Annotated in this window: 16 protein-coding genes; 7 read left to right on the top strand and 9 right to left on the bottom strand. The window is 71.7% G+C overall.

Annotation, left to right across the window (positions count from 1 at the left end; genetic code table 11):
- Window positions 1–132: 132 nt before the first annotated feature.
- Genes V3T34_RS28120 through V3T34_RS28105 form a run of 4 tightly spaced genes read left to right on the top strand, consistent with a single transcriptional unit; the run spans window position 133 to window position 4,006 of the window.
- The gene (locus V3T34_RS28120; protein WP_236012759.1) at window positions 133–1,107 is read left to right on the top strand and encodes a sulfate ABC transporter substrate-binding protein; all 975 of its coding nucleotides are present in this window, start codon (window positions 133–135) and stop codon (window positions 1,105–1,107) included.
- The gene (cysT, locus tag V3T34_RS28115) at window positions 1,104–1,979 is read left to right on the top strand and encodes a sulfate ABC transporter permease subunit CysT (RefSeq protein ID WP_091882189.1); all 876 of its coding nucleotides are present in this window, start codon (window positions 1,104–1,106) and stop codon (window positions 1,977–1,979) included. The genes V3T34_RS28120 and cysT overlap by 4 nt, the downstream gene beginning before the upstream one ends.
- Complete coding sequence (gene cysW / locus V3T34_RS28110; protein WP_060847904.1) at window positions 1,972–2,868, top strand: sulfate ABC transporter permease subunit CysW; 897 nt, start codon at window positions 1,972–1,974, stop codon at window positions 2,866–2,868. Before cysT ends, cysW begins: the two co-directional genes overlap by 8 nt.
- A gap of 1 nt (window position 2,869) precedes the next feature.
- Window positions 2,870–4,006 (top strand): sulfate/molybdate ABC transporter ATP-binding protein, encoded by a 1,137-nt coding sequence (locus V3T34_RS28105; protein ID WP_305078322.1) that lies wholly within the window; start codon window positions 2,870–2,872, stop codon window positions 4,004–4,006.
- 135 nt (window positions 4,007–4,141) lie between these two features.
- Here V3T34_RS28105 and V3T34_RS28100 read toward each other — a convergent pair whose 3' ends face one another.
- From V3T34_RS28100 to V3T34_RS28065, 8 genes are all read right to left on the bottom strand, one after another.
- Entirely contained in the window at window positions 4,142–5,236 is a 1,095-nt protein-coding gene (locus V3T34_RS28100; RefSeq protein ID WP_305078321.1) for a protein-glutamate methylesterase/protein-glutamine glutaminase, read from the bottom strand.
- Window positions 5,233–6,096: a CheR family methyltransferase gene (locus V3T34_RS28095; RefSeq protein ID WP_060847901.1), complete on the bottom strand. Its 864-nt coding sequence runs from the start codon at window positions 6,094–6,096 to the stop codon at window positions 5,233–5,235. The genes V3T34_RS28100 and V3T34_RS28095 overlap by 4 nt, the downstream gene beginning before the upstream one ends.
- On the bottom strand, window positions 6,086–6,553 hold the full coding sequence (locus tag V3T34_RS28090) for a chemotaxis protein CheW (RefSeq protein ID WP_305078320.1): 468 nt from the start codon (window positions 6,551–6,553) through the stop codon (window positions 6,086–6,088). Before V3T34_RS28090 ends, V3T34_RS28095 begins: the two co-directional genes overlap by 11 nt.
- Window positions 6,554–6,640: 87 nt before the next feature.
- The gene (locus tag V3T34_RS28085) at window positions 6,641–8,845 is read right to left on the bottom strand and encodes a methyl-accepting chemotaxis protein (RefSeq protein WP_305078319.1); all 2,205 of its coding nucleotides are present in this window, start codon (window positions 8,843–8,845) and stop codon (window positions 6,641–6,643) included.
- Window positions 8,846–8,883: 38 nt separating this feature from the next.
- Window positions 8,884–9,381, bottom strand: a complete 498-nt coding sequence (locus V3T34_RS28080) for a chemotaxis protein CheW (RefSeq protein WP_082742581.1) — start codon at window positions 9,379–9,381, stop codon at window positions 8,884–8,886.
- Window positions 9,381–11,456 (bottom strand): chemotaxis protein CheA, encoded by a 2,076-nt coding sequence (locus tag V3T34_RS28075; protein WP_091882210.1) that lies wholly within the window; start codon window positions 11,454–11,456, stop codon window positions 9,381–9,383. Before V3T34_RS28075 ends, V3T34_RS28080 begins: the two co-directional genes overlap by 1 nt.
- Before the next feature lie 464 nt (window positions 11,457–11,920).
- Entirely contained in the window at window positions 11,921–12,286 is a 366-nt protein-coding gene (locus V3T34_RS28070; RefSeq protein ID WP_060847895.1) for a response regulator, read from the bottom strand.
- 17 nt (window positions 12,287–12,303) lie between these two features.
- Window positions 12,304–12,594, bottom strand: coding sequence for an STAS domain-containing protein (locus tag V3T34_RS28065; RefSeq protein ID WP_060847894.1), 291 nt, complete (start codon window positions 12,592–12,594; stop codon window positions 12,304–12,306).
- Window positions 12,595–12,943: 349 nt separating this feature from the next.
- On the opposite strand from V3T34_RS28065, the gene V3T34_RS28060 reads away from it, so the two are divergent.
- Window positions 12,944–14,026, top strand: a complete 1,083-nt coding sequence (locus V3T34_RS28060) for a methyl-accepting chemotaxis protein (protein ID WP_139234868.1) — start codon at window positions 12,944–12,946, stop codon at window positions 14,024–14,026.
- A gap of 90 nt (window positions 14,027–14,116) precedes the next feature.
- On the opposite strand, the gene V3T34_RS28055 is transcribed toward V3T34_RS28060, so the two are convergent.
- A complete protein-coding gene (locus tag V3T34_RS28055; RefSeq protein ID WP_091882216.1) occupies window positions 14,117–14,836 on the bottom strand; it encodes a GntR family transcriptional regulator in 720 nt (239 codons plus the stop codon).
- A gap of 145 nt (window positions 14,837–14,981) precedes the next feature.
- Between V3T34_RS28055 and V3T34_RS28050 the strand changes: the two genes are divergently transcribed.
- A complete protein-coding gene (locus tag V3T34_RS28050) occupies window positions 14,982–16,034 on the top strand; it encodes a TRAP transporter substrate-binding protein (protein ID WP_305078318.1) in 1,053 nt (350 codons plus the stop codon).
- Between the two features lie 269 nt (window positions 16,035–16,303).
- Window positions 16,304–17,866: a class I adenylate-forming enzyme family protein gene (locus tag V3T34_RS28045; protein ID WP_305078317.1), complete on the top strand. Its 1,563-nt coding sequence runs from the start codon at window positions 16,304–16,306 to the stop codon at window positions 17,864–17,866.
- Window positions 17,867–17,950 lie beyond the last annotated feature (84 nt).

Genomic DNA, 17,950 nt, shown 5'->3' with positions numbered 1-17,950 from the left:
GGCGGCGCGAGGACCGACGCCAACAAGACCGAGCCGAAGACCGGGGCGGCGCCCGCCGGCGGCGGCCTGCTCAGCTCCCTGAAGCGGCTGTTCCGGGGCTCGTCGCTCGCGCTCGTCGCCGGGGCCTCGCTCCTGGCGTTCGCCGGGGCGCCCGCCCCGGTGAAGGCGCAGACGCTGCTCAACGTCTCCTACGACCCGACCCGGGAGCTGTACCGGGCGATCGACGCGGCCTTCGCCAAGGAGTGGAAGGCCAAGACCGGCGAGACCGTGACGGTGCGTGCCTCGCATGGCGGCTCCGGTGCCCAGGCCCGCTCGGTCATCGACGGGCTGCCGGCCGACGTGGTGACGCTGGCGCTCGCCAGCGACATCGACGCCATCGCGGCCCGCTCGAAGAAGCTGCCGGCCGACTGGCAGACGCGCCTGCCCAACAACTCGACGCCCTACACCTCGACCATCGTGTTCCTGGTCCGCAAGGGCAACCCGAAGGGCGTCAAGGACTGGGACGACCTGGTGAAGCCGGGAATCCAGGTCATCACCCCGAACCCGAAGACCTCGGGCGGCGCGCGCTGGAACTACCTCGGCGCCTACGCCTACGCGCTCGCCAAGAACGGCAACGACGACGCCAAGGCGAAGGACTTCGTCACCGCCCTGTTCAAGAACGTGCCGGTGCTCGACACGGGTGCGCGCGGCGCCACCACCACCTTCGTGCAGCGGGGCCTCGGCGACGTGCTGATCGCCTGGGAGAACGAGGCGTTCCTGGCCGACGAGGAATTCGGCAAGGGCAAGTTCGACATCGTCGTGCCGTCGATCTCTATCCTGGCCGAGCCGCCGGTGGCCTTGATCGATGCCAACGTCGACCAGAAGGGCACCCGCAAGCAGGCCGAGGCCTACCTGCAGTTCCTCTACACGCCGGAAGCGCAGAAGATCATCGCCAAGAACTTCTACCGCCCGCGCGACGAGGCGGCGGCGGACAAGGCCGACCTCGCCCGCTTCCCCAAGCTGAAGCTCGTCACCATCGACGACACCTTCGGCGGCTGGGCCAAGGCCCAGAAGACCCACTTCGACGACGGCGGCGTGTTCGACGCCATCCTGAAGTCCCGCCAATGAGCGGCGCCGCGGCCCTGCCCGCGGGCCGGGCCGCGGCCCGGCCCCGCTTCCGGCGCCCGACTGCGATCCCGGGCTTCCGCCTGACCTTCGGGATCACGCTCACCTACCTGACCCTGCTGGTGCTCCTGCCGCTGGCGGTGCTGCTGCTGCGCGCCGCCAGCGTCGGCCCCGCCGGCCTGTGGGCCTTGATCACCGATGCCCGCAACCTCGCGGCGCTCAAGACCTCGTTCGGCCTGTCGCTCGCCGCCGCCGCGATCGACGCGGTGTTCGGGCTCCTGATCGCCTGGGTGCTGACCCGCTACCGGTTTCCCGGCCGCCGCCTGATCGACGCGCTCGTCGACCTGCCCTTCGCGCTGCCCACCGCCGTGGCCGGCATCGCGCTCGCCAGCCTCTATGCGCCGAACGGCTGGCTCGGCGAGCCGCTGATGACTCTCGGCATCAAGGTCGCCTACACGCCGCTCGGCATCCTGGTGGCGCTGGTCTTCGTCGGCCTGCCGTTCTGCGTCCGCACGGTGCAGCCGCTGGTCGCCGAGATCGACAAGTCGAGCGAGGAGGCGGCTGCGATCCTCGGCGCCTCGCGGTTCCGGGCGCTGGTCACGGTGATCCTGCCGCCCCTGATCCCCGCGATGCTGACGGGCTTCGCGCTGGCCTTCGCCCGGGCCGTCGGCGAGTACGGCTCGGTGATCTTCGTCGCCGGCAACCTGCCCTACGTCTCGGAGATCGCGCCGCTCCTGATCGTGATCAAGCTCGAAGAGTTCAACTACGCGGGCGCCACCGCCATCGCCGCCGTGATGCTGCTGATGTCGTTCACGGCGCTCCTCGCCATCAACCTCTTGCAGGATTTCAGCCGCCGCAGGTTCGGGCATGTCTGAGACCACCGTTCCCTCAATCGGCCCGCCGGCCCGCCCCGCCGCCCGCGGGGCCCACGCCGCGTTGACCGAGCCGCGCCCGGTCCGCATCGCGCTGACGCTGCTGGCGGTCGCGTTCCTGGCCCTCTTCCTGCTGCTGCCGCTCGCCGTCGTCTTCGTCGAGGCGCTGAGCAAGGGGGTGGGGGCCTATCTCGACACCTTCGCGGAGCCCGACGCGCTGGCGGCGATCCGCCTGACGCTCCTCGTCGCGGTGATCGCGGTGCCGCTCAACGTGGTGTTCGGCCTGTGCGCCTCCTGGGCCATCGCCAAGTTCGACTTCCGCGGCCGCAACCTGCTGATCACCCTCATCGACCTGCCGTTCTCGGTCTCCCCGGTGGTGGCGGGCCTGATCTACGTCCTGATCTTCGGGGCGCAGGGGCTGTTCGGCCCGTTCCTGCAGCGACACGGGATCGAGATCATCTTCGCGGTGCCGGGCATCGTGCTCGCCACGGTGTTCGTCACCTTCCCGTTCGTGGCCCGCGAGCTGATCCCCTTGATGCAGGACCAGGGCACCACCGACGAGGAAGCCGCGTTGACCCTCGGCGCCAGCCCGTGGCGGGTCTTCCGCACCGTGACGCTGCCCAACGTGCGCTGGGCGCTGCTCTATGGCGTGCTGCTCTGCAACGCCCGGGCGATGGGCGAGTTCGGGGCCGTGTCGGTCGTGTCGGGTCGCATCCGGGGGCTCACCAACACCATGCCGCTGCACGTCGAGATCCTGTACAACGAGTACAATTACGTGGCGGCGTTCGGGATCGCCTCGCTGCTGGCGCTCCTCGCGCTCGTCACCCTGGCGGGCAAGTCTTTCCTCGAATGGCGCCACGCCGATGCGCTGGCCGGACGCGGAGCCCACTGAGATGACCGCAGGTTTCGCGCCCACCACCCTGTCCCTGCGCCGCGAGGTGCAGAGCCGCCCGGTCGAGACGGCATCCGCCGAGCGCCTGCGCCAGGCCGGCACGGCGGTCCGGGTCGACGGCATCGTCAAGCGCTACGGCGGCCCGGGGCCCGCCGCCCTCGAAGGCGTCAGCCTGGCGATCGAGCCGGGCGAGCTCTTGGCGCTGCTCGGTCCCTCGGGCTCGGGGAAGACGACGCTCTTGCGCGTCATCGCCGGGCTCGAGATCCCGGACGGCGGAAAGGTGTTCTTCGGCCCGCAGGACACCACCGACATCCCGGTCCAGCGCCGCGGCGTCGGCTTCGTGTTCCAGCACTACGCCCTGTTCCGCCACCTGACGGTGTTCGAGAACATCGCCTACGGCCTGCGCTCGCGCCCCCGGGCGCAGCGCCCGCGGGAGGACGAGATCCGCCACCGGGTCGAGCGCCTGCTCGAGCTCGTCCAGCTCCCCGATCTCGCCAAGCGCTTCCCGGGCCAGCTGTCGGGCGGCCAGCGCCAGCGGGTCGCGCTCGCCCGCGCGCTCGCCGTCGAGCCCTCGGTGCTGCTCCTCGACGAGCCGTTCGGGGCGCTGGACGCCCAGGTGCGCAAGGACCTGCGCCGCTGGCTGCGGGAGATCCACCGCGAGACCGGCCAGACCACGATCTTCGTCACCCACGACCAGGACGAGGCGCTGGAACTCGCCGACCGGATCGCGATCCTCAACAAGGGCCGCATCGAGCAGGTCGGCGCGCCCCACGAGGTCCAGGACCATCCGGCCTCGCGCTTCGTGATGTCCTTCGTCGGCGAGACCGCCCGCCTGCCGGCGGAGGTCGTCGACGGCCAGGTCCGCGTCGCCGGGCACCCGGTGATCGCCGCGCAGGCCGGCTGGCCGCACGGCCCGGTCGATCTCTGCCTGCGGCCCTGGGACCTCACGGTCGGGCAGGGCGCCGGCACGCTGCCCGGCACCGTGCGCGAGTGGCGCCGCACCGGGCGGGGCACCGTGGCGGAGATCCAGCTCGACGGCGCCGAGGCCCCGGTCGAGGTCAAGGTGACGGACGTCTACGCCCCGGGCGACCGGGTGGCGCTGGCGGTGGGCGCCGCGCGGGTGTTTCCGCGCGGCTAGAGAGCCTCACGATCGCGCTGCAATCGCGAAGCTCTCCAAGTCTTTGTTTTGGCGCATTTTCTGCGACGAACCGGTTTCCACTTCGTCGGAAAATGCTCTCGGTCGAGGCCGGGCCGCGGCGGACGCGGCCCGCCGTCACCCGGCCTCGCCGCCCCGCGCGACGAGGCCGAAGCGCAGGATCTCGCCGGCGACGTGGTCGAGGCCGACGACCTTCTCGGCCGCGCCGCGCTCGATCGCCTCTTTCGGCATCCCGAACACCACCGAGCTCGCCTCGTCCTGCGCGATCGTCCGGGCGCCGGCCCGGCGCATCTCGAGAAGCCCGGCGGCGCCGTCGTCGCCCATGCCGGTCATGATGATGCCGAGCGCGTTGCCGCCCGCGGCCTGCGCGGCGGAGCGAAACAGCACGTCGACCGAGGGACGGTGGCGCGAGACCGGCGGGCCATCCTTGATCGCGACGTGGTAGCGGCCGCCCGAGCGCTGGAGCAGCATGTGGCGGGCGCCCGGCGCGATCAGCGCGAGGCCCGGCCGCACCACGTCGCCGTCCTCGGCCTCCTTGACGGCGATGGCGCAGAGCCCGTCGAGCCGGCGCGCGAAGGCGGCGGTGAAGTGCTCGGGCATGTGCTGGACGATCAGGATGCCGGGGCAGTCCGGCGGCAGCGGCTCGAGCACGTTGCGCAGGGATTCCGTACCGCCGGTCGAGACGCCGATGCAGACGACCGGCTCGGTCGCCACCACCGGACGGCGGCCGGCCACCGGGGGCAGCATCGCGTCGGCGGTGAGCTTGGCCTCGACCGAGCGGGGCCGCCCCGCGCTCCGGGGCTTGGCCCGGGCGGCGGCCCGCACGGCGTCGCAGACGCGCCGGGAGGAATCGATCAGCGCCTGGCGGGTATCGACCCGGGGTTTCGGCAGGACCGCGACCGCGCCGGCCTCCATCACCTCGGCGACGAGCTGCGAGCCCGGCTCGGCCAGCCCCGAGCAGACGATCACGGGGATCGGCTTCTGCGCCATGATCTTGCGCAGGAAGGTGAGCCCGTCCATCCGCGGCATCTCGAGGTCGAGCAGGATCACGTCCGGCAGGTCGTCGCGGATGCGCCGCGCCGCCGCGAACGGATCGGCGGCGGTGGCGAGCACCGCGATGTCCGGCGCCTCGTCCAGGATGCCGGCGAGCGTCTGGCGCACCGAGGCCGAATCGTCGACGATCAGGACCCGGATCGGGTCGCGGGCGCTCACCGGCCGCTGCCTTCGGGACGGCGGAAGATCGAGGAGGTCTCCTGGACGAGCCCGGCGGCGCCGACCCCCGCCATCGATTCCGAATGGCCGACCACCAGGAAGCCCCCAGGGGCGAGGTGCCTGGCCAGGTGCTCGACGACCTTCTTCTGCGTCGGCTTGTCGAAGTAGATCAGCACGTTGCGGCAGAAGATGACGTGCACGCCCGAATCGACCGGATAGCGGTCGTCCATCAGGTTGAGGTGCTGGAACCGGACCTGGCGGCGCAACTCGGGGACGATGCGGCCCTCGCGGCGGGCCGGGTCGCGGGCCTCCATGACGTAGCGGCGGCGGAACTCGGGCGGCACCGGCGCCAGCATGTCGGTGGCGTAGATCCCCCGCGCCGCGACGGCGAGCACCTGGGTCGAGATGTCGGTACCCAGGATGCCGTAGGTCATCTCGTGGCCGGCCCGCACCATGTCGTCGAGGACCATCGCCAGGGTGTAGGCCTCGGCCCCGATCGAGGCCGCGGCGCTCCACACCTTCAGCCGCAGCGGCCGGCCGCGGCCGCGCGCGGCGAGCCGCGGCACCGCCTCGTCGCGCAGGAAGTCGAAGTGGCTCGGCTCGCGGAAGAAGTCGGTCTTGTTGGTCGTCACGCAGTCGATCAGGTGCGTGAGCTCCTGGGAGAGGAAGCCCTCCTCGAACAGCAGCCGCCCATAGGCGTCGAGACCGTCGAGGTCGAGGGCGCGCACGCGCTTGCGCAGGCGGCCCTCGACCATCGTGCGCTTCACCGCGGGAAGCTGGATGCCGACCCGCTCCTCGATCAGCGCGGCGATCGAGCGGTAATGGCCGTCCTGCAGTACGGAGCCGATCTCAGGCTGCATCGCGGAGCGCCGGGGCGTCGCCCGCCATCAGGCGCGCGAGATCGAACACAACCACGAAGGCCTCGCCCTTGCGGCCGATGCCGGCGATGTAGTCGGCGCGCCAGCGCCCGCCGACCTCCGGCGCCTCCTCCATCCGGCCCGGATCGAGGGCGGTGACCTCGAACACCCGGTCGGCGACGACGCCGATCCCGGTCGGGCGGCCGTTCACGACGACGTCGAGCAGGATGATCCGCGTCGCCGCGGTCGGCTCCACGGGGGCGAGCCCGAGCTTGGTGCGCAGGTCGATCACCGGATAGCTGCGGCCGCGCACGTCGATCATGCCGAGGAGGAAGGCCGGGGCCTGCGGCAGGGCCGAGACCGGCCGGTGGTCGAGGATCTCCTGCACGTGGGCGATCGGGATCCCGAAGGTCTCGCGGTCGAGCCCGAGGGTGAGGTACTGCGCGGTGGCGTGGGACATCCGGGGCCGCTCCGGCGGGAAGGGGACGGAGCCGTCGACGGGCCCCGTGATGGGAAGGAAAGGGGGCCGGCATCGGCCCCCTCGGGGTCAGGCGCTGCGCTTGAAGGCGGCGTCGTCCTCGTCCTCGCCCATGTCGAAGGCGAAGCCGCCGCTGCGCGGCTGGGCCGAGCGACCGGCGGGCGCCTTGGCCACCGGCTTGGATGCGACCTTCGGGGCGGCCTTCGCGGCCACCTTGACCGGAGCCGCCATCCGGGCCGCCGTGCGTCGCAGCTGGCCGACCCCCGCCTCCAACTCCGCACTGCCTTCGCCGATGCGGAAATACGCGATCGTCGCCTGCAGCTGCTCGGCCTGCGCCGCCAGCTCCTCCGACGTCGCCGACACCTGCTCGGACGCCGACGCGTTCTGCTGCGTCACCTTGTCGAGCTGCTGGATCGCCTGGTTGATCTGCGCCGACCCCACGTCCTGCTCGCGGCACGCCGCCGTGATCTCCTCGACCAGGCCCGCCGTCCGCTTGATGTCGGGCACCAGACGCCCCAGCATCTCGCCCGCGTCCCGCGCCACCCGCACGCTGTCGGCCGACAGCGTCCCGATCTCGGCCGCCGCCGTCTGGCTGCGCTCGGCGAGCTTCCTCACCTCGCTCGCCACCACCGCAAAGCCCCGGCCATGCTCGCCGGCCCGCGCCGCCTCGACGGCGGCGTTGAGCGCGAGCAGGTCGGTCTGGCGGGCGATCTCCTGCACGATGGTGATCTTCTGGGCGATCGTCTGCATCGCCTCGACGGCACGCCCCACCGCCGCGCCGCTGGCCTCGGCATCACGGGCGGATTGCCGGGCGATGGTCTCGGTCTGGCTGGCGTTCTGGGCGTTCTGGCGCACGTTGGCGGCCATCTCCTCCATCGAGGCCGAGGCCTCCTCGGTGGAGGAAGCCTGCTCGGTCGAGCCCTGGGAGAGCTGCTCGGCGGAGGCCGACAGCTCCTGGCTGCCCGCCGACACGTTGCCGGCGGCGCCGAGCGCCTCCGACACGACGCTGCGCAGGCGCTCCAGCATGGTCTTGAGGGCGAGGCCGAGGGCATCGCGGTCGGAGAGGGGCTTGGCCTCGACGGTGAGGTCGCCGGCGGCGATCGCCTCGGCCACGGACGCGTTCGCCTTCAGATTCGCCGTCATGGCGTTGAGCGAGGCGACGAGGGCGCCGATCTCGTCCTGCGAGCGCACCGTCAGGGTCCGGGACAGGTCGCCCTCCGCCACCGCGTCGGCGAGGCCGACCGCCTCGGATAGACCGCGGCTGATCGCCAGCGCGATCCAGGTCGACGCGCCGATGCCGATCGCGAGCGATCCGAGCAGGATCACGATCAGCATCATCTTGGCGCTGTCGGCATTCGCCGCGCCCTGCACGGCCGCCTGCGTCATCTCCTGCTTGATGAACGCCGCGACCTCGTCATAGGCCTTCATGGCGGCGGCGAGCTGCTCCCGGCCCTCGCCCATGGTGAGCGTCGCGGCGCGCAGGTTGCCGCCCTCCGCGGCGATCGCGAGCGCGCGCTTCATCAGCGGGGCGGCGGCCTCGTACCGGGAGGCGAGATCGACGGCGCCCTCGCCGAGGCCCGGGGCGGCGGCCTTCGTGCGGGCGAGCTCGGCCCGGAACGCGGCCTCGAGGGCATCCGCCTCCTTGACCGCGCCGTCGAGCTCCGCGAGCGAGCCCGTCGACAGCATGAGGGCGAAGGAGCGGGTGTAGCGCAGCCAGTCGGCACGCAGGCGCTCGAAGGCGAGGGCGCCGCGCAGAGCCTCCTCGCCCCCTTCCTTGGCGAGCCGGTCGCGGAGCGCGTCGGAGGCTGCCGTCAGTTGCCGGACCTGCGGCAGGATCTCGGCCTGGTAGAACTGCGAGGCGCGGAAGTTCGAGTTGAGCGAACCCCACTTCGCCGTCTCGGCCTGGGTCCGGCCCGCCGCGGCGAGCTTGTCGGCCGCCGTCGCGAGGAGGCGCTGCTCGTCGCCGGTCGCACCGCGCTCGAGCTCGGCGCGCAGGCGGGCGAGCTCGGCGTTCTGATGGGCGAGGAGCTGGCCGAACTCGGCGATCCGCTTCGGGTCGCTCTCGAGCACGATGTTCTTCTCGGTCCGGCCGGCGGCGCCGAGGGCGTTCTGCAGGTCGGAGATCGTCCCGACCCGCTGGCCGCGCGCCGCCAGCACCTGCTGGCTCGCCGCCAGTTCGCTCAGGCGCCAGTAGCTCAGGCCGCCGGCCGCCGCGGCGAGCAGCAGCACCAGGCCTGAGGACGCCGCGAGCTTGGCCTTCACCGAGAGCTTCATCGTCTGAACTTTCCGTCGTAATCGCGAGGGCCGGGATTTCAGGCCAGGATGGCTTCGAGGTCGGGCACGATCACGAACTGGTCGTTCCACTTGATCAGGGTGCGCACGAAGTCGGGGCGGATCGCGAGGCCGACCCGCGGCATCGGCCGGGCATCCGAGAACTGGATCTCGGTGACCTCGTGGACCTTGTCGGCGGTGAGACCGACGCAGACCGGGTCGCCGTCGATCGCGAGCTCGACCACCACGATGCGGGTGTCGGGGCTCGCCGCCCGGGGCGGCAGGCCGAACCGCACCCGCAGGTCGGCGAGCGGGATGATGGCGCCGCGCACGTTGACGACGCTCGGCAGGTGGGGCCGGGCCCCCGCCACCCGGGTGGGGGGCAGGGGATCGATGATCTCGCGCACGAGCCCCGCATCGATCGCGAAGATCTCGTCGGCGATGCCGACCATCAGCGCCTGCACGCGGGTGCCCTCCTGCGCGGCGGCGCCCGGGACGGCGGGGGCTTGCGGGCTCTCGGCCCGGGCGGCGAGGGACATCAGGCGGCCTCGGTCAGGTTGGAGCCGTGCAGGTCGATCCCGGCCCGGGCCTGGCCGGCGGCCAGGAGCTGGGGCACGTCGAGGATCAGGGCGGCGCTGCCGTCGCCCAGGATGGTGGCGCCGGAGAACATCGTGACGTCGGCGTGCAGCTTCGACAGCGACTTGATCACCGTCTGGTGGCTGCCGACGATCTGGTCGGCGACGAAGCCGACCCGCTCGCCGGCGAGCGCCGTGATGATCACCATCTGGTGCGGCTCGGACGGGACGTCGCAGCCGAACAGCTCGCGCAGGCGCAGGTACGGCACCAGCTCGCCGCGGATGTTGAGCAGGCTGCGGCCCCGCGCCTCGCGGTCGGCCTCGGGCAGCTCGACGCATTCCTCCACCGCCGAGAGCGGGATGACGTAGTGCCCGTCGCCGACCCGGATCAGCAGGCCCTCGATGATCGCGAGGGTCAGCGGCAGCCGCAGGGTGAAGGCCGAGCCGGCGCCCTGCTGGGTCGCGAGGTCGATCGAGCCGCGCAGGGACTCGATGGTCTTCTTCACCACGTCCATGCCGACGCCGCGGCCCGACAGGGCCGAGACCTCCCGGGCGGTGGAGAAGCCCGGCGCGAACAGGAACTGGTGGACCTCGTGGTCGCTCAGCGGGGTGCCGGGGGACAGGAGGCCGTTCTCCTCGGCCTTGGCGCGGATGCGGGCGGTGTCGAGCCCGGCGCCGTCGTCGCGCACGGTGATCAGCACCTGGGCGCCGGCATGCTCGGCCTTGAGCAGGATGCGCCCGGTCGGGGCCTTGCCGCCGGCGGCGCGGCGCTCGGGCGCCTCGATGCCGTGGTCGATGGCGTTGCGGATCAGGTGGACGAGGGGGTCAGCCAGGCGCTCGATCACGGTCTTGTCGAGCTCGGTGTCCTCGCCCTCGGTGACGAAGGCGACCGGCTTGCCGAGGTCGCGCGAGAGGTCGTGCACGAGGCGGCGGAAGCGGCCGAAGAGCGAGCCGATCGGCACCATGCGGATGCCCATCGTGGTGTCGCGCAGCGCCGCGGCCAGGCGCTCGATCTCCTCCGCCACCGCCTTCACGGCGGGGTCCGAGCGCAGGGCGGCGATCTGGTTCAGCCGCGCCTGGGCGATGACGAGCTCGCCGACCCGGTCCATCAGCGCGTCGAGGCGCTCGGCCTGGACCCGCACGGTGGTCACCGCCTGGTCGTCGGTGCGTCGGGCGGCGGCGGGCGGGGTGCGGGCCTCGGCCTCGGACGGGGCGGCAGGCGAGGCGGCGGGCATCGGCTCGTCCGCCGCGGGCTGGACGGGGGCCGGGGCCGACGCGGCCGAACCCGCCGTCTCGAGCGATCCGGTCGCCTCGACCGATCCGGTCGCCTCGACCGGCAGCATGGTGAGCGTCATCTCGTCCGAGACGAACAGGAAGACGTCCTCGATCGCCTCGCGGGTGACGCTGCCGGGCATCACCACGTCCCAGCCGAGATGGAGCCGCGCGGGGTCGAGGGCGGCGAGGTCCGGCACCGCGTCGGTGCGGGCGGTGACCGACCGGGCGCCGAGATCGCGCAACTCGTCGAGGAGCGCCAGCGGGTTGGTGCCGTTGCGCAGGATGTCGGGGTCGAAGGCGAGGCCGAGATGCCAGTCCGGCCGGTCGGCCGCCGTCTCCGGACACGGCGCCTCGGCGGGGACCGGCACCTGCGGCGCGTCCGCCCCGGCACCGGGCCGGACCAGGCGCTGCAGCTCGTCGAGGATCGCCGCGCCGATCACCGCGTCGGTGCCGTCCGGGTTCTCGATCAGGAGGCGGATGTAGTCCTTGGCCGAGAGCGACACGTCGATCAGGGGGCGGCTCACGCTGACCTCGCCCTGGCGCACGAGGTCGAACGCGGTCTCGAAATCGTGGGTGAAAGTCGCGACCTGGGCGAAGCCGAACATCGCCCCCGAGCCCTTGATGGTGTGGAGCGCGCGGAACGCGGTGTCGATCAGCGCCCGGTCCTGCGGCCGGTCGCCGAGGTCGAGGAGCGTCGATTCCAGCCGGTCGAGGAGCTCGGTGGCCTCCGTCAGGAAGACCTCGGCGGGATCGATGTGGGTCATGGCGGCACCGGATCACGCGGGCGGCGCGGGGGTGGCGCGCACCCCGCCGACGAAGCGGGACCGCCACCCCGGCGCGCCGTCTGTCGCAGGGTTCATGACCGCAACCTGGCGCCGACGTCGATAAATTTCTGTAAATCAGATGCAAGTTTAGCGAAATCGGGATGGAACCGTTCAGCCCGATGCCCAATGTAGACGGAGCGTTAACCGCGATTCCCCCGACGCGCTCGACAGGGGTAGGGAGGGCGGGAGACGGCGTCCTTCCGCGCATCCTGGCGCCGCGGGCGGCGAGACGGCGGACGAGACCTGTGTGCGGTCTTCGCCGGTGCTGCGGCGCGAGCGATCGACGGGCGTTCCGCCACGCATTGATCCCGGCGCGCCGCTCGGGCGCCCCGGGATGGGCAACGCGGATGCAATGGGGGGAGCCGGGGCCCCGGAGGGCGCGGAGGGCGAACCGCCGCGCCGGCTCAGCGCCGCACGAGCTTCGTCACCACCGAGACCAGCTGCTCGGGCTTGAACGGCTTGGTGATCCAGCCGGTCGCGCCGGCGGCCTTGGCCTGCTGCTTCACGCCGTCGTTCGACTCGGTGCTCAGAAAGACGATCGGCAGGCCCGACAGCGCCGGAACGCCGCGCAGCCGGCGGATCAGCTCGAGCCCGTCCATGACCGGCATGTTCAGGTCGGTGATGACGAGGTCGACCGGCTCGGCCTGGGCCTTCCTCAGGCCCTCGGCGCCGTCGCCGGCCTCGAGGATGGTGTGCCCGGCCGGGCTCAGCGCGACCCGGATCATCTGCCGGATGCTGGGGGAATCGTCGACCGTCAGGATGGTGGCCATGGTGCTGCTCGAGCGCTTCAGTGTCCGGACAGGGGAGGGGCGAGGTCGGACAGGGACACGCCCGCCCGATCGAAGGCGGCGCTCGCGGCCGCCGAGAGGCCGGTGACGCGCAGCGACCCGCCCGACCGGCGCGCGGTGCCGACCGCGGCGAGCACGACCTGCACGAAGGTCACGTCGACCCGCACCACGCCCTCGCCGTCGACATCGACCGGTCCGGCCGCCAGGGCGGCGCCGAGCCGCGCCTGGATCTCGGCCGCGGTGCGGATGTCGCAATCGTCCGGCAAGGTCAGTGTGTAGCGATCGGACATTCCACGCTCCGACAACCCGGCAACGTCGACACGGGAGAACGTGTCCTCTTCCGCGAGATACGCGCTCCAGGCGTAAAGATTCGATGTACGTAGACCGCGTCGACCGGGGAGGACGGCAAGGCACCGGCAGTCGCCGATGTACCGACGTCCGCGGACAACACTTCTCGATCGTGCGCCGCACGGGCCCGCTACTGCAACTAACGCACCGCAAGCGAGGGATTTTTCGTCCGCTGTCACGCGCGACATAACCCTTCGTTCAGCTCAAGGAGGCTAGTCATCGACGGTACGAGGACGACGCGAAGCGAGACGGCGGCCCGCGCCCTCTCGCCGTCATAGGATGATGCCGACGATGCAGACCCAGCTTCCCCGGCACCGGGCCGCGGAGCGCCCGCCGATCCTTTCGCCGGAGAACGCGGCCTTCCTCCAGGACTGGCTCGGCCTCTCGGCGGTGCAGCGCCGCGCCCTCGACGCCCTCGTCGGCGAGATCGACGGGGTGACGGCCCATACCGAGAGCCACGTCCAGGACCTGTCCGGGCGCTTCCAGCGCATCGCCGCGGCGAGCCGCGAGCAGGAGGGCATCATCGCCGGGCTCGCCGACGCCGTCCGCTCCGTCACCATCGACGAACGCAAGCTGTCGCTGTCCGAGGTCTCGGCGGGGTTCGAGGCGACGTTCTCGTCGCTCTCCACCAAGGTCGCCGCCCTGTCGGAGCGGGGCGAGGCGATGGTCTCGACCCTCGACGGGCTCTTGGGCACGCTCGGCCGGATCGAGTCGAGCGTGGTCGAGATCGACAAGATCAACCGTCAGACCAACCTGCTCGCGCTCAACGCCAAGATCGAGGCGGCGCGGGCGGGTGACGCCGGCCGCGCCTTCGCGGTGGTCGCCGACGAGGTGCGCGACCTCGCCAAGTCGATCAGCGCGGTCTCGAGCGGGGTGCGCGAGCAGATCGGCGCCATCGCCGGGGGCCTGCGCGGCAGCCACGCCGCCATGCGGGAGATCGCCTCGGTGGACGTCTCCGACGAGAGCCGCGCCGCCACCGCGCGGTTCCGCACCGTGATGGAGACCCTGGCGCAGCAGGGCGACCGCTTCGCGGCGATCCTCGACGGCACCGCCCGCACCACCGGCGAGATCACCGCCGACGTCTCGGCCGCGCTGGTGGCGATGCAGTTCCAGGACCTCGCCAAGCAGCGCCTCGACAACATCGCCCGCTGCCTCGCCGCCCTGTCGGCGGCCCTGGCCGAGCAGGAGGGGCGCACCCCGCTCGCGGCCGATCCGGACGAGGCCCCGGACGCCGCCTGGGCCGAGCGGATGATCGCCGCCGTGACCCTCTACGAGATCCGCGAGCGCCTCGGCCAGCGGATCCTCGGCCGGCCGGCCGGGCAGGAGCCGGCCGCCGCGAGCGGCGCGGACGACGACGGGATCGAGCTTTTCTGACGGCGCGGGCGCCCGGTCCCCGACCGGGCCGCCGGCCGAGTCCGTCCCGGATGGAACGACGAACCGGAAGCCGCGTCGTCGGACAACGGCCTACCGCGCCACCCGCCGGTTGCGGGCCTCCTCGACGCTCGCCACCTCCTGCGCCCTCAGGCGGTCGACGAAGACCGTGGCGGCCCGGGCGATGTGCTGGCGCGAGAGCCGGTCGGCGGCCTCGCCGTCTCCGGCCGCGATGGCGGAGAGGATCGCCGCGTGCTCGTCCCAGATCCGGGCCGGCATCGCCTCGTCCTCGCGCAGCACCTCGCCCATGATCCGCTTCAGGTGGTTGAAGTGCGGCGCCGCCGTCTCGACGATGATCGGGTTCTCGGCGATCTCGCCGAGGAAGCGGTGGAAGGCGATGTCGGCGGCGATGAGGTCGGCGACCGAGCCGCCTTTCGCCGCCGCCTGCCCGGCGGCGACCAGCGGCGCGCCCTCCCGGCCGGCGCGGGCCGGGTTGCGCTCGGCCGCGAGCCGGGCCGTCAGGCCTTCGAGCACGCCGCGGACCTCGTACAGGTTCTGCACGAACGACGCCTCGAGGGGCGCCACCACGAGGCCGCGCCGCGGCGCGTCGCGCACGATGCCGTGGTTGCGCAAGAGCAGCAGCGCCTGCTGCACCGGCTGGCGCGACACCCCGTAGGCCTCCGCCAGCTCGTCCTGGATCAGCCGGGTGTTGGGCGCCAGCCGCCCCTCGGTGATCTCGCTGAAGATCGCCCCGTAGACCTGCTCGACCAGCCGGTGGCGCGTCAGGCTGCGGGCATCCGTCTCGACGGCCATGGCCGGATTCCTCACGCGGGTACGCTCCGCGAACCGTGTTGCGCAAACCGGGCGCCCGTGCAATACCGAATTCCAAATTCGAATTCCGAATTCAATAACGCCGCGACGCCATCGCGAGCATCGGGATTCCCGAGGGAGAGACGCCATGACCGACAAGAGGCCGACCGATCCGCGCCCGACCGGCCTGCACCGCCGCCGCCTGCTGGCCACCGGGCTGGGAGCGGTCGCCCTCGCGGCCGGCGGTTTCCCCCGGCCCGCCCTGGCGCAGGGCCGGACGCTCGCCTTCAAGCTCGGCACCGACCTGCCGGTGCCGCATCCGGTCAACGTCCGGCTCAAGGAGGCGATCGCGGCGATCGCCGGCGAGACCAACGGCGCGGTCGAGATCAGCCTGTTTCCGTCGAACCAGCTCGGGAGCGACTCGGACATGCTGTCCCAGATCCGCTCGGGGGCGCTCGAACTCGCGACCTTCCCGGGCACCGTGGTCTCGACCCTGGTGCCGGCGACCTCGCTCACCGGCATCGGCTTCGCCTTCACGCGCTACGACACGGTCTGGGCGGCGATGGACGGCGAGGTCGGCGGCTACATCCGCCGCGCGATCGAGAAGGCGAACCTGGTGCCGTTCGAGGCGACCTGGGACAACGGCTTTCGCCAGATCACCACCAGCACCAAGCCGATCCGCACGCCCGAAGACCTCAAGAACTTCAAGATCCGCGTGCCGGTGGTGCCGCTCTGGGTCTCGATGTTCTCCGCGCTCGGCGCCGCGCCGGTGAGCATCCCGCTGAGCGAGGCGTATTCGGCGCTCCAGACCCGGATCGCCGACGGCCAGGAGAATCCGCTGGCGCTGATCAACTTCGCCAAGTTCTACGAGGTGCAGAAATACTGCTCGCTCACCAACCACGCCTGGGACGGGTTCTGGATGATGGCGAGCGGCCGCGTCTGGAAGGGCGTGCCGGCCGACGTGCGGGCGATCATGGAGAAGCACCTCAACGCCGCGGCCCTGCGCGAGCGCGACGACATCGCGAAGGCCAACCGCGACGTGCAGAAGGAGCTGGAGGGGCGGGGGCTCATGTTCAACACAACCGACCCGAACGCCTTCCAGTCGGCGCTCAAGGCGACGAAGTTCTACGGCCAGTGGCGGGAAAAGTTCGGGCCGGAGGCCTGGGCGCTGGTGCAGAAATACGCCGGCGATATCGGATAACTGCTCGCCACTGATTGCTCAGTGGCAATCTTGACGATCACCATTCCTCCAATCTCCAAACCTCATCCTGAGGTGTTGGCGATCGCAGATCGCACGCGATCGAAGATCGACTGACCTCGAAGGAGGGCTCCAGTGATCGCAGAGGCCTCTGGAGCCATCCTTCGAGGCTCGTTTCACTCGCACCTCAGGATGAGGTTCCGGGTGGGACGAGCCATACGGCGACCGACCGAACCCATCTCGCGCCGAGAGACCAGACGAGGACGACCACGATGAGGGATGTGCTCACGCCCGGGCAGATGCTCGCCGTCCAGGCGCGCCTGCAGCCCGACCGGATCGGCGCGCGCGACCTCGAACGCGCGATGACGTTCCGGCAGTGGAACGCCCGCGCCTGCCGCCTCGCCAACGCGCTCCTGGGCCTCGGCCTGGGCAAGGGCGAACGGGTGGCGGTGCTGGCCTACAATTGCGTCGAGTGGCTGGAGATCTACGCCGCGATGGCGAAGGCCGGCCTCGTCGCGGTGCCGATCAACTTCCGGCTGGTCGGGCAGGAGGTGCGCTACATCCTGGAGGATGCCGAGGTCTCGGCCCTCATCCTGCAGGACGAGCTCGCCGGCACGATCGAGGAGATCCGCGCCGACCTGCCGGTGTCGGACTCCCGCGTGGTGTGGTTCGGGGCCGCACCCTGCCCGGCCGGCTTCTCGGCTTACGAGGACCTGATCGCGCGGGCCCGCGAGGACGAGCCCGGCATCGCCGTCGATCCGGCCGATCCGTGGATGCTGATGTACACCTCGGGCACCACCGGCAAGCCGAAGGGGGCGATCCGCTCGCATCGCGGCGCCGCGATGCTGTCGCTGATCACCGAGATCGAGCTCGGCATCCACCGGCGCGATTCGGCGCTCCTGGTCATGCCCATGTGCCACGCCAACTCGCTCTACTTCTTCGGCGCCTTCAGCTATTGCGGCGGCGTCACCAGCGTATACTCGCGAAAAAGCTTCGATCCCGAGCATTGCGTGCGGGCGCTCGCCGAGGGGGGTGCGAGCTTCACCTCCCTGGTGCCGACCCACTACGCGATGATGCTGGGCCTGAGCCGGGAGGCCAAGGCGCGCCACGACCTCACCCGCATCACCCGGCTGATGATCTCCTCGGCGCCGGCCCGGCCCGACACCAAGCGGGCGGTGATGGAGTTCTTTCCCAATTCCGGGCTCTACGAGCTCTACGGCGCCACCGAGGTCGGCTGGGCGACGATGCTGCACCCGCCCGAGCAGTTCACCAAGCTCGGCTCGGTCGGGCGCGAATGCGTCGGCTCGGCGCCGATCAGGCTCCTCGACGAATCCGGCCGCGAGGTGCCGGACGGCGAGGCGGGCGAACTGTTCTGCTCCAACCCCTACCTGTTCGACGGCTACTGGAAGCTGCCGGAGAAGACCCGGGAAGCGTTCCGCGGCGAGTACTGCACCGTCGGCGACATGGCCCGGCGCGACGCGGACGGCTTCATCCATCTCGTCGACCGCAAGAGCAACATGATCATCTCGGGCGGCGAGAACATCTACCCCTCCGAGGTCGAGGCCCTGCTCGGCGGCCACCCGGCGGTGCACGACGTCGCGGTGGTGGGGCTTCCCGACGAGACCTGGGGCGAGCGCGTCCACGCGGTGATCGTGCCGCGCGACGGCGCTTCGGTCACCGAGGCCGAGATCCTCGGCTGGTGCAAGGATCGGCTCGCCGGCTTCAAGCGCCCGCGTACGGTCTCGTTCCTGGAGGACGCGGCGATGCCCCGCACGGCGACGGGCAAGACCCTGCACCGCAAGCTGAAGGAGCGGCTGGTGCGGGGGGAGGGGTGATCGCTGCCGTGTCCGTGCCCGCTCGGAGAACAAAGCGCGGGCGTCCCCTCTCCCCGCGGGCGGGGAGAGGGGAAGGACGCCCGA

It is taken from the genome of Methylobacterium ajmalii, from assembly GCF_036448855.1.
In the GTDB taxonomy this organism is placed as follows: Bacteria; Pseudomonadota; Alphaproteobacteria; order Rhizobiales; family Beijerinckiaceae; genus Methylobacterium; species Methylobacterium ajmalii.
This window is presented reverse-complemented; position numbering and strand designations above follow the sequence as displayed.

Coding starts and splice junctions, on each gene's coding strand:
- V3T34_RS28095 (WP_060847901.1), bottom strand. CDS start 6,096: ATGCAGCCTGAGATCGGCTCCGTACTGCAGGACGGCCATTACCGCTCG.
- V3T34_RS28050 (WP_305078318.1), top strand. CDS start 14,982: ATGACCGACAAGAGGCCGACCGATCCGCGCCCGACCGGCCTGCACCGC.
- V3T34_RS28080 (WP_082742581.1), bottom strand. CDS start 9,381: ATGTCCCTCGCCGCCCGGGCCGAGAGCCCGCAAGCCCCCGCCGTCCCG.
- V3T34_RS28045 (WP_305078317.1), top strand. CDS start 16,304: ATGAGGGATGTGCTCACGCCCGGGCAGATGCTCGCCGTCCAGGCGCGC.
- V3T34_RS28085 (WP_305078319.1), bottom strand. CDS start 8,845: ATGAAGCTCTCGGTGAAGGCCAAGCTCGCGGCGTCCTCAGGCCTGGTG.
- V3T34_RS28090 (WP_305078320.1), bottom strand. CDS start 6,553: ATGTCCCACGCCACCGCGCAGTACCTCACCCTCGGGCTCGACCGCGAG.
- V3T34_RS28060 (WP_139234868.1), top strand. CDS start 12,944: ATGCAGACCCAGCTTCCCCGGCACCGGGCCGCGGAGCGCCCGCCGATC.
- V3T34_RS28075 (WP_091882210.1), bottom strand. CDS start 11,456: ATGACCCACATCGATCCCGCCGAGGTCTTCCTGACGGAGGCCACCGAG.
- cysW (WP_060847904.1), top strand. CDS start 1,972: ATGTCTGAGACCACCGTTCCCTCAATCGGCCCGCCGGCCCGCCCCGCC.
- V3T34_RS28065 (WP_060847894.1), bottom strand. CDS start 12,594: ATGTCCGATCGCTACACACTGACCTTGCCGGACGATTGCGACATCCGC.
- V3T34_RS28070 (WP_060847895.1), bottom strand. CDS start 12,286: ATGGCCACCATCCTGACGGTCGACGATTCCCCCAGCATCCGGCAGATG.
- cysT (WP_091882189.1), top strand. CDS start 1,104: ATGAGCGGCGCCGCGGCCCTGCCCGCGGGCCGGGCCGCGGCCCGGCCC.
- V3T34_RS28105 (WP_305078322.1), top strand. CDS start 2,870: ATGACCGCAGGTTTCGCGCCCACCACCCTGTCCCTGCGCCGCGAGGTG.
- V3T34_RS28055 (WP_091882216.1), bottom strand. CDS start 14,836: ATGGCCGTCGAGACGGATGCCCGCAGCCTGACGCGCCACCGGCTGGTC.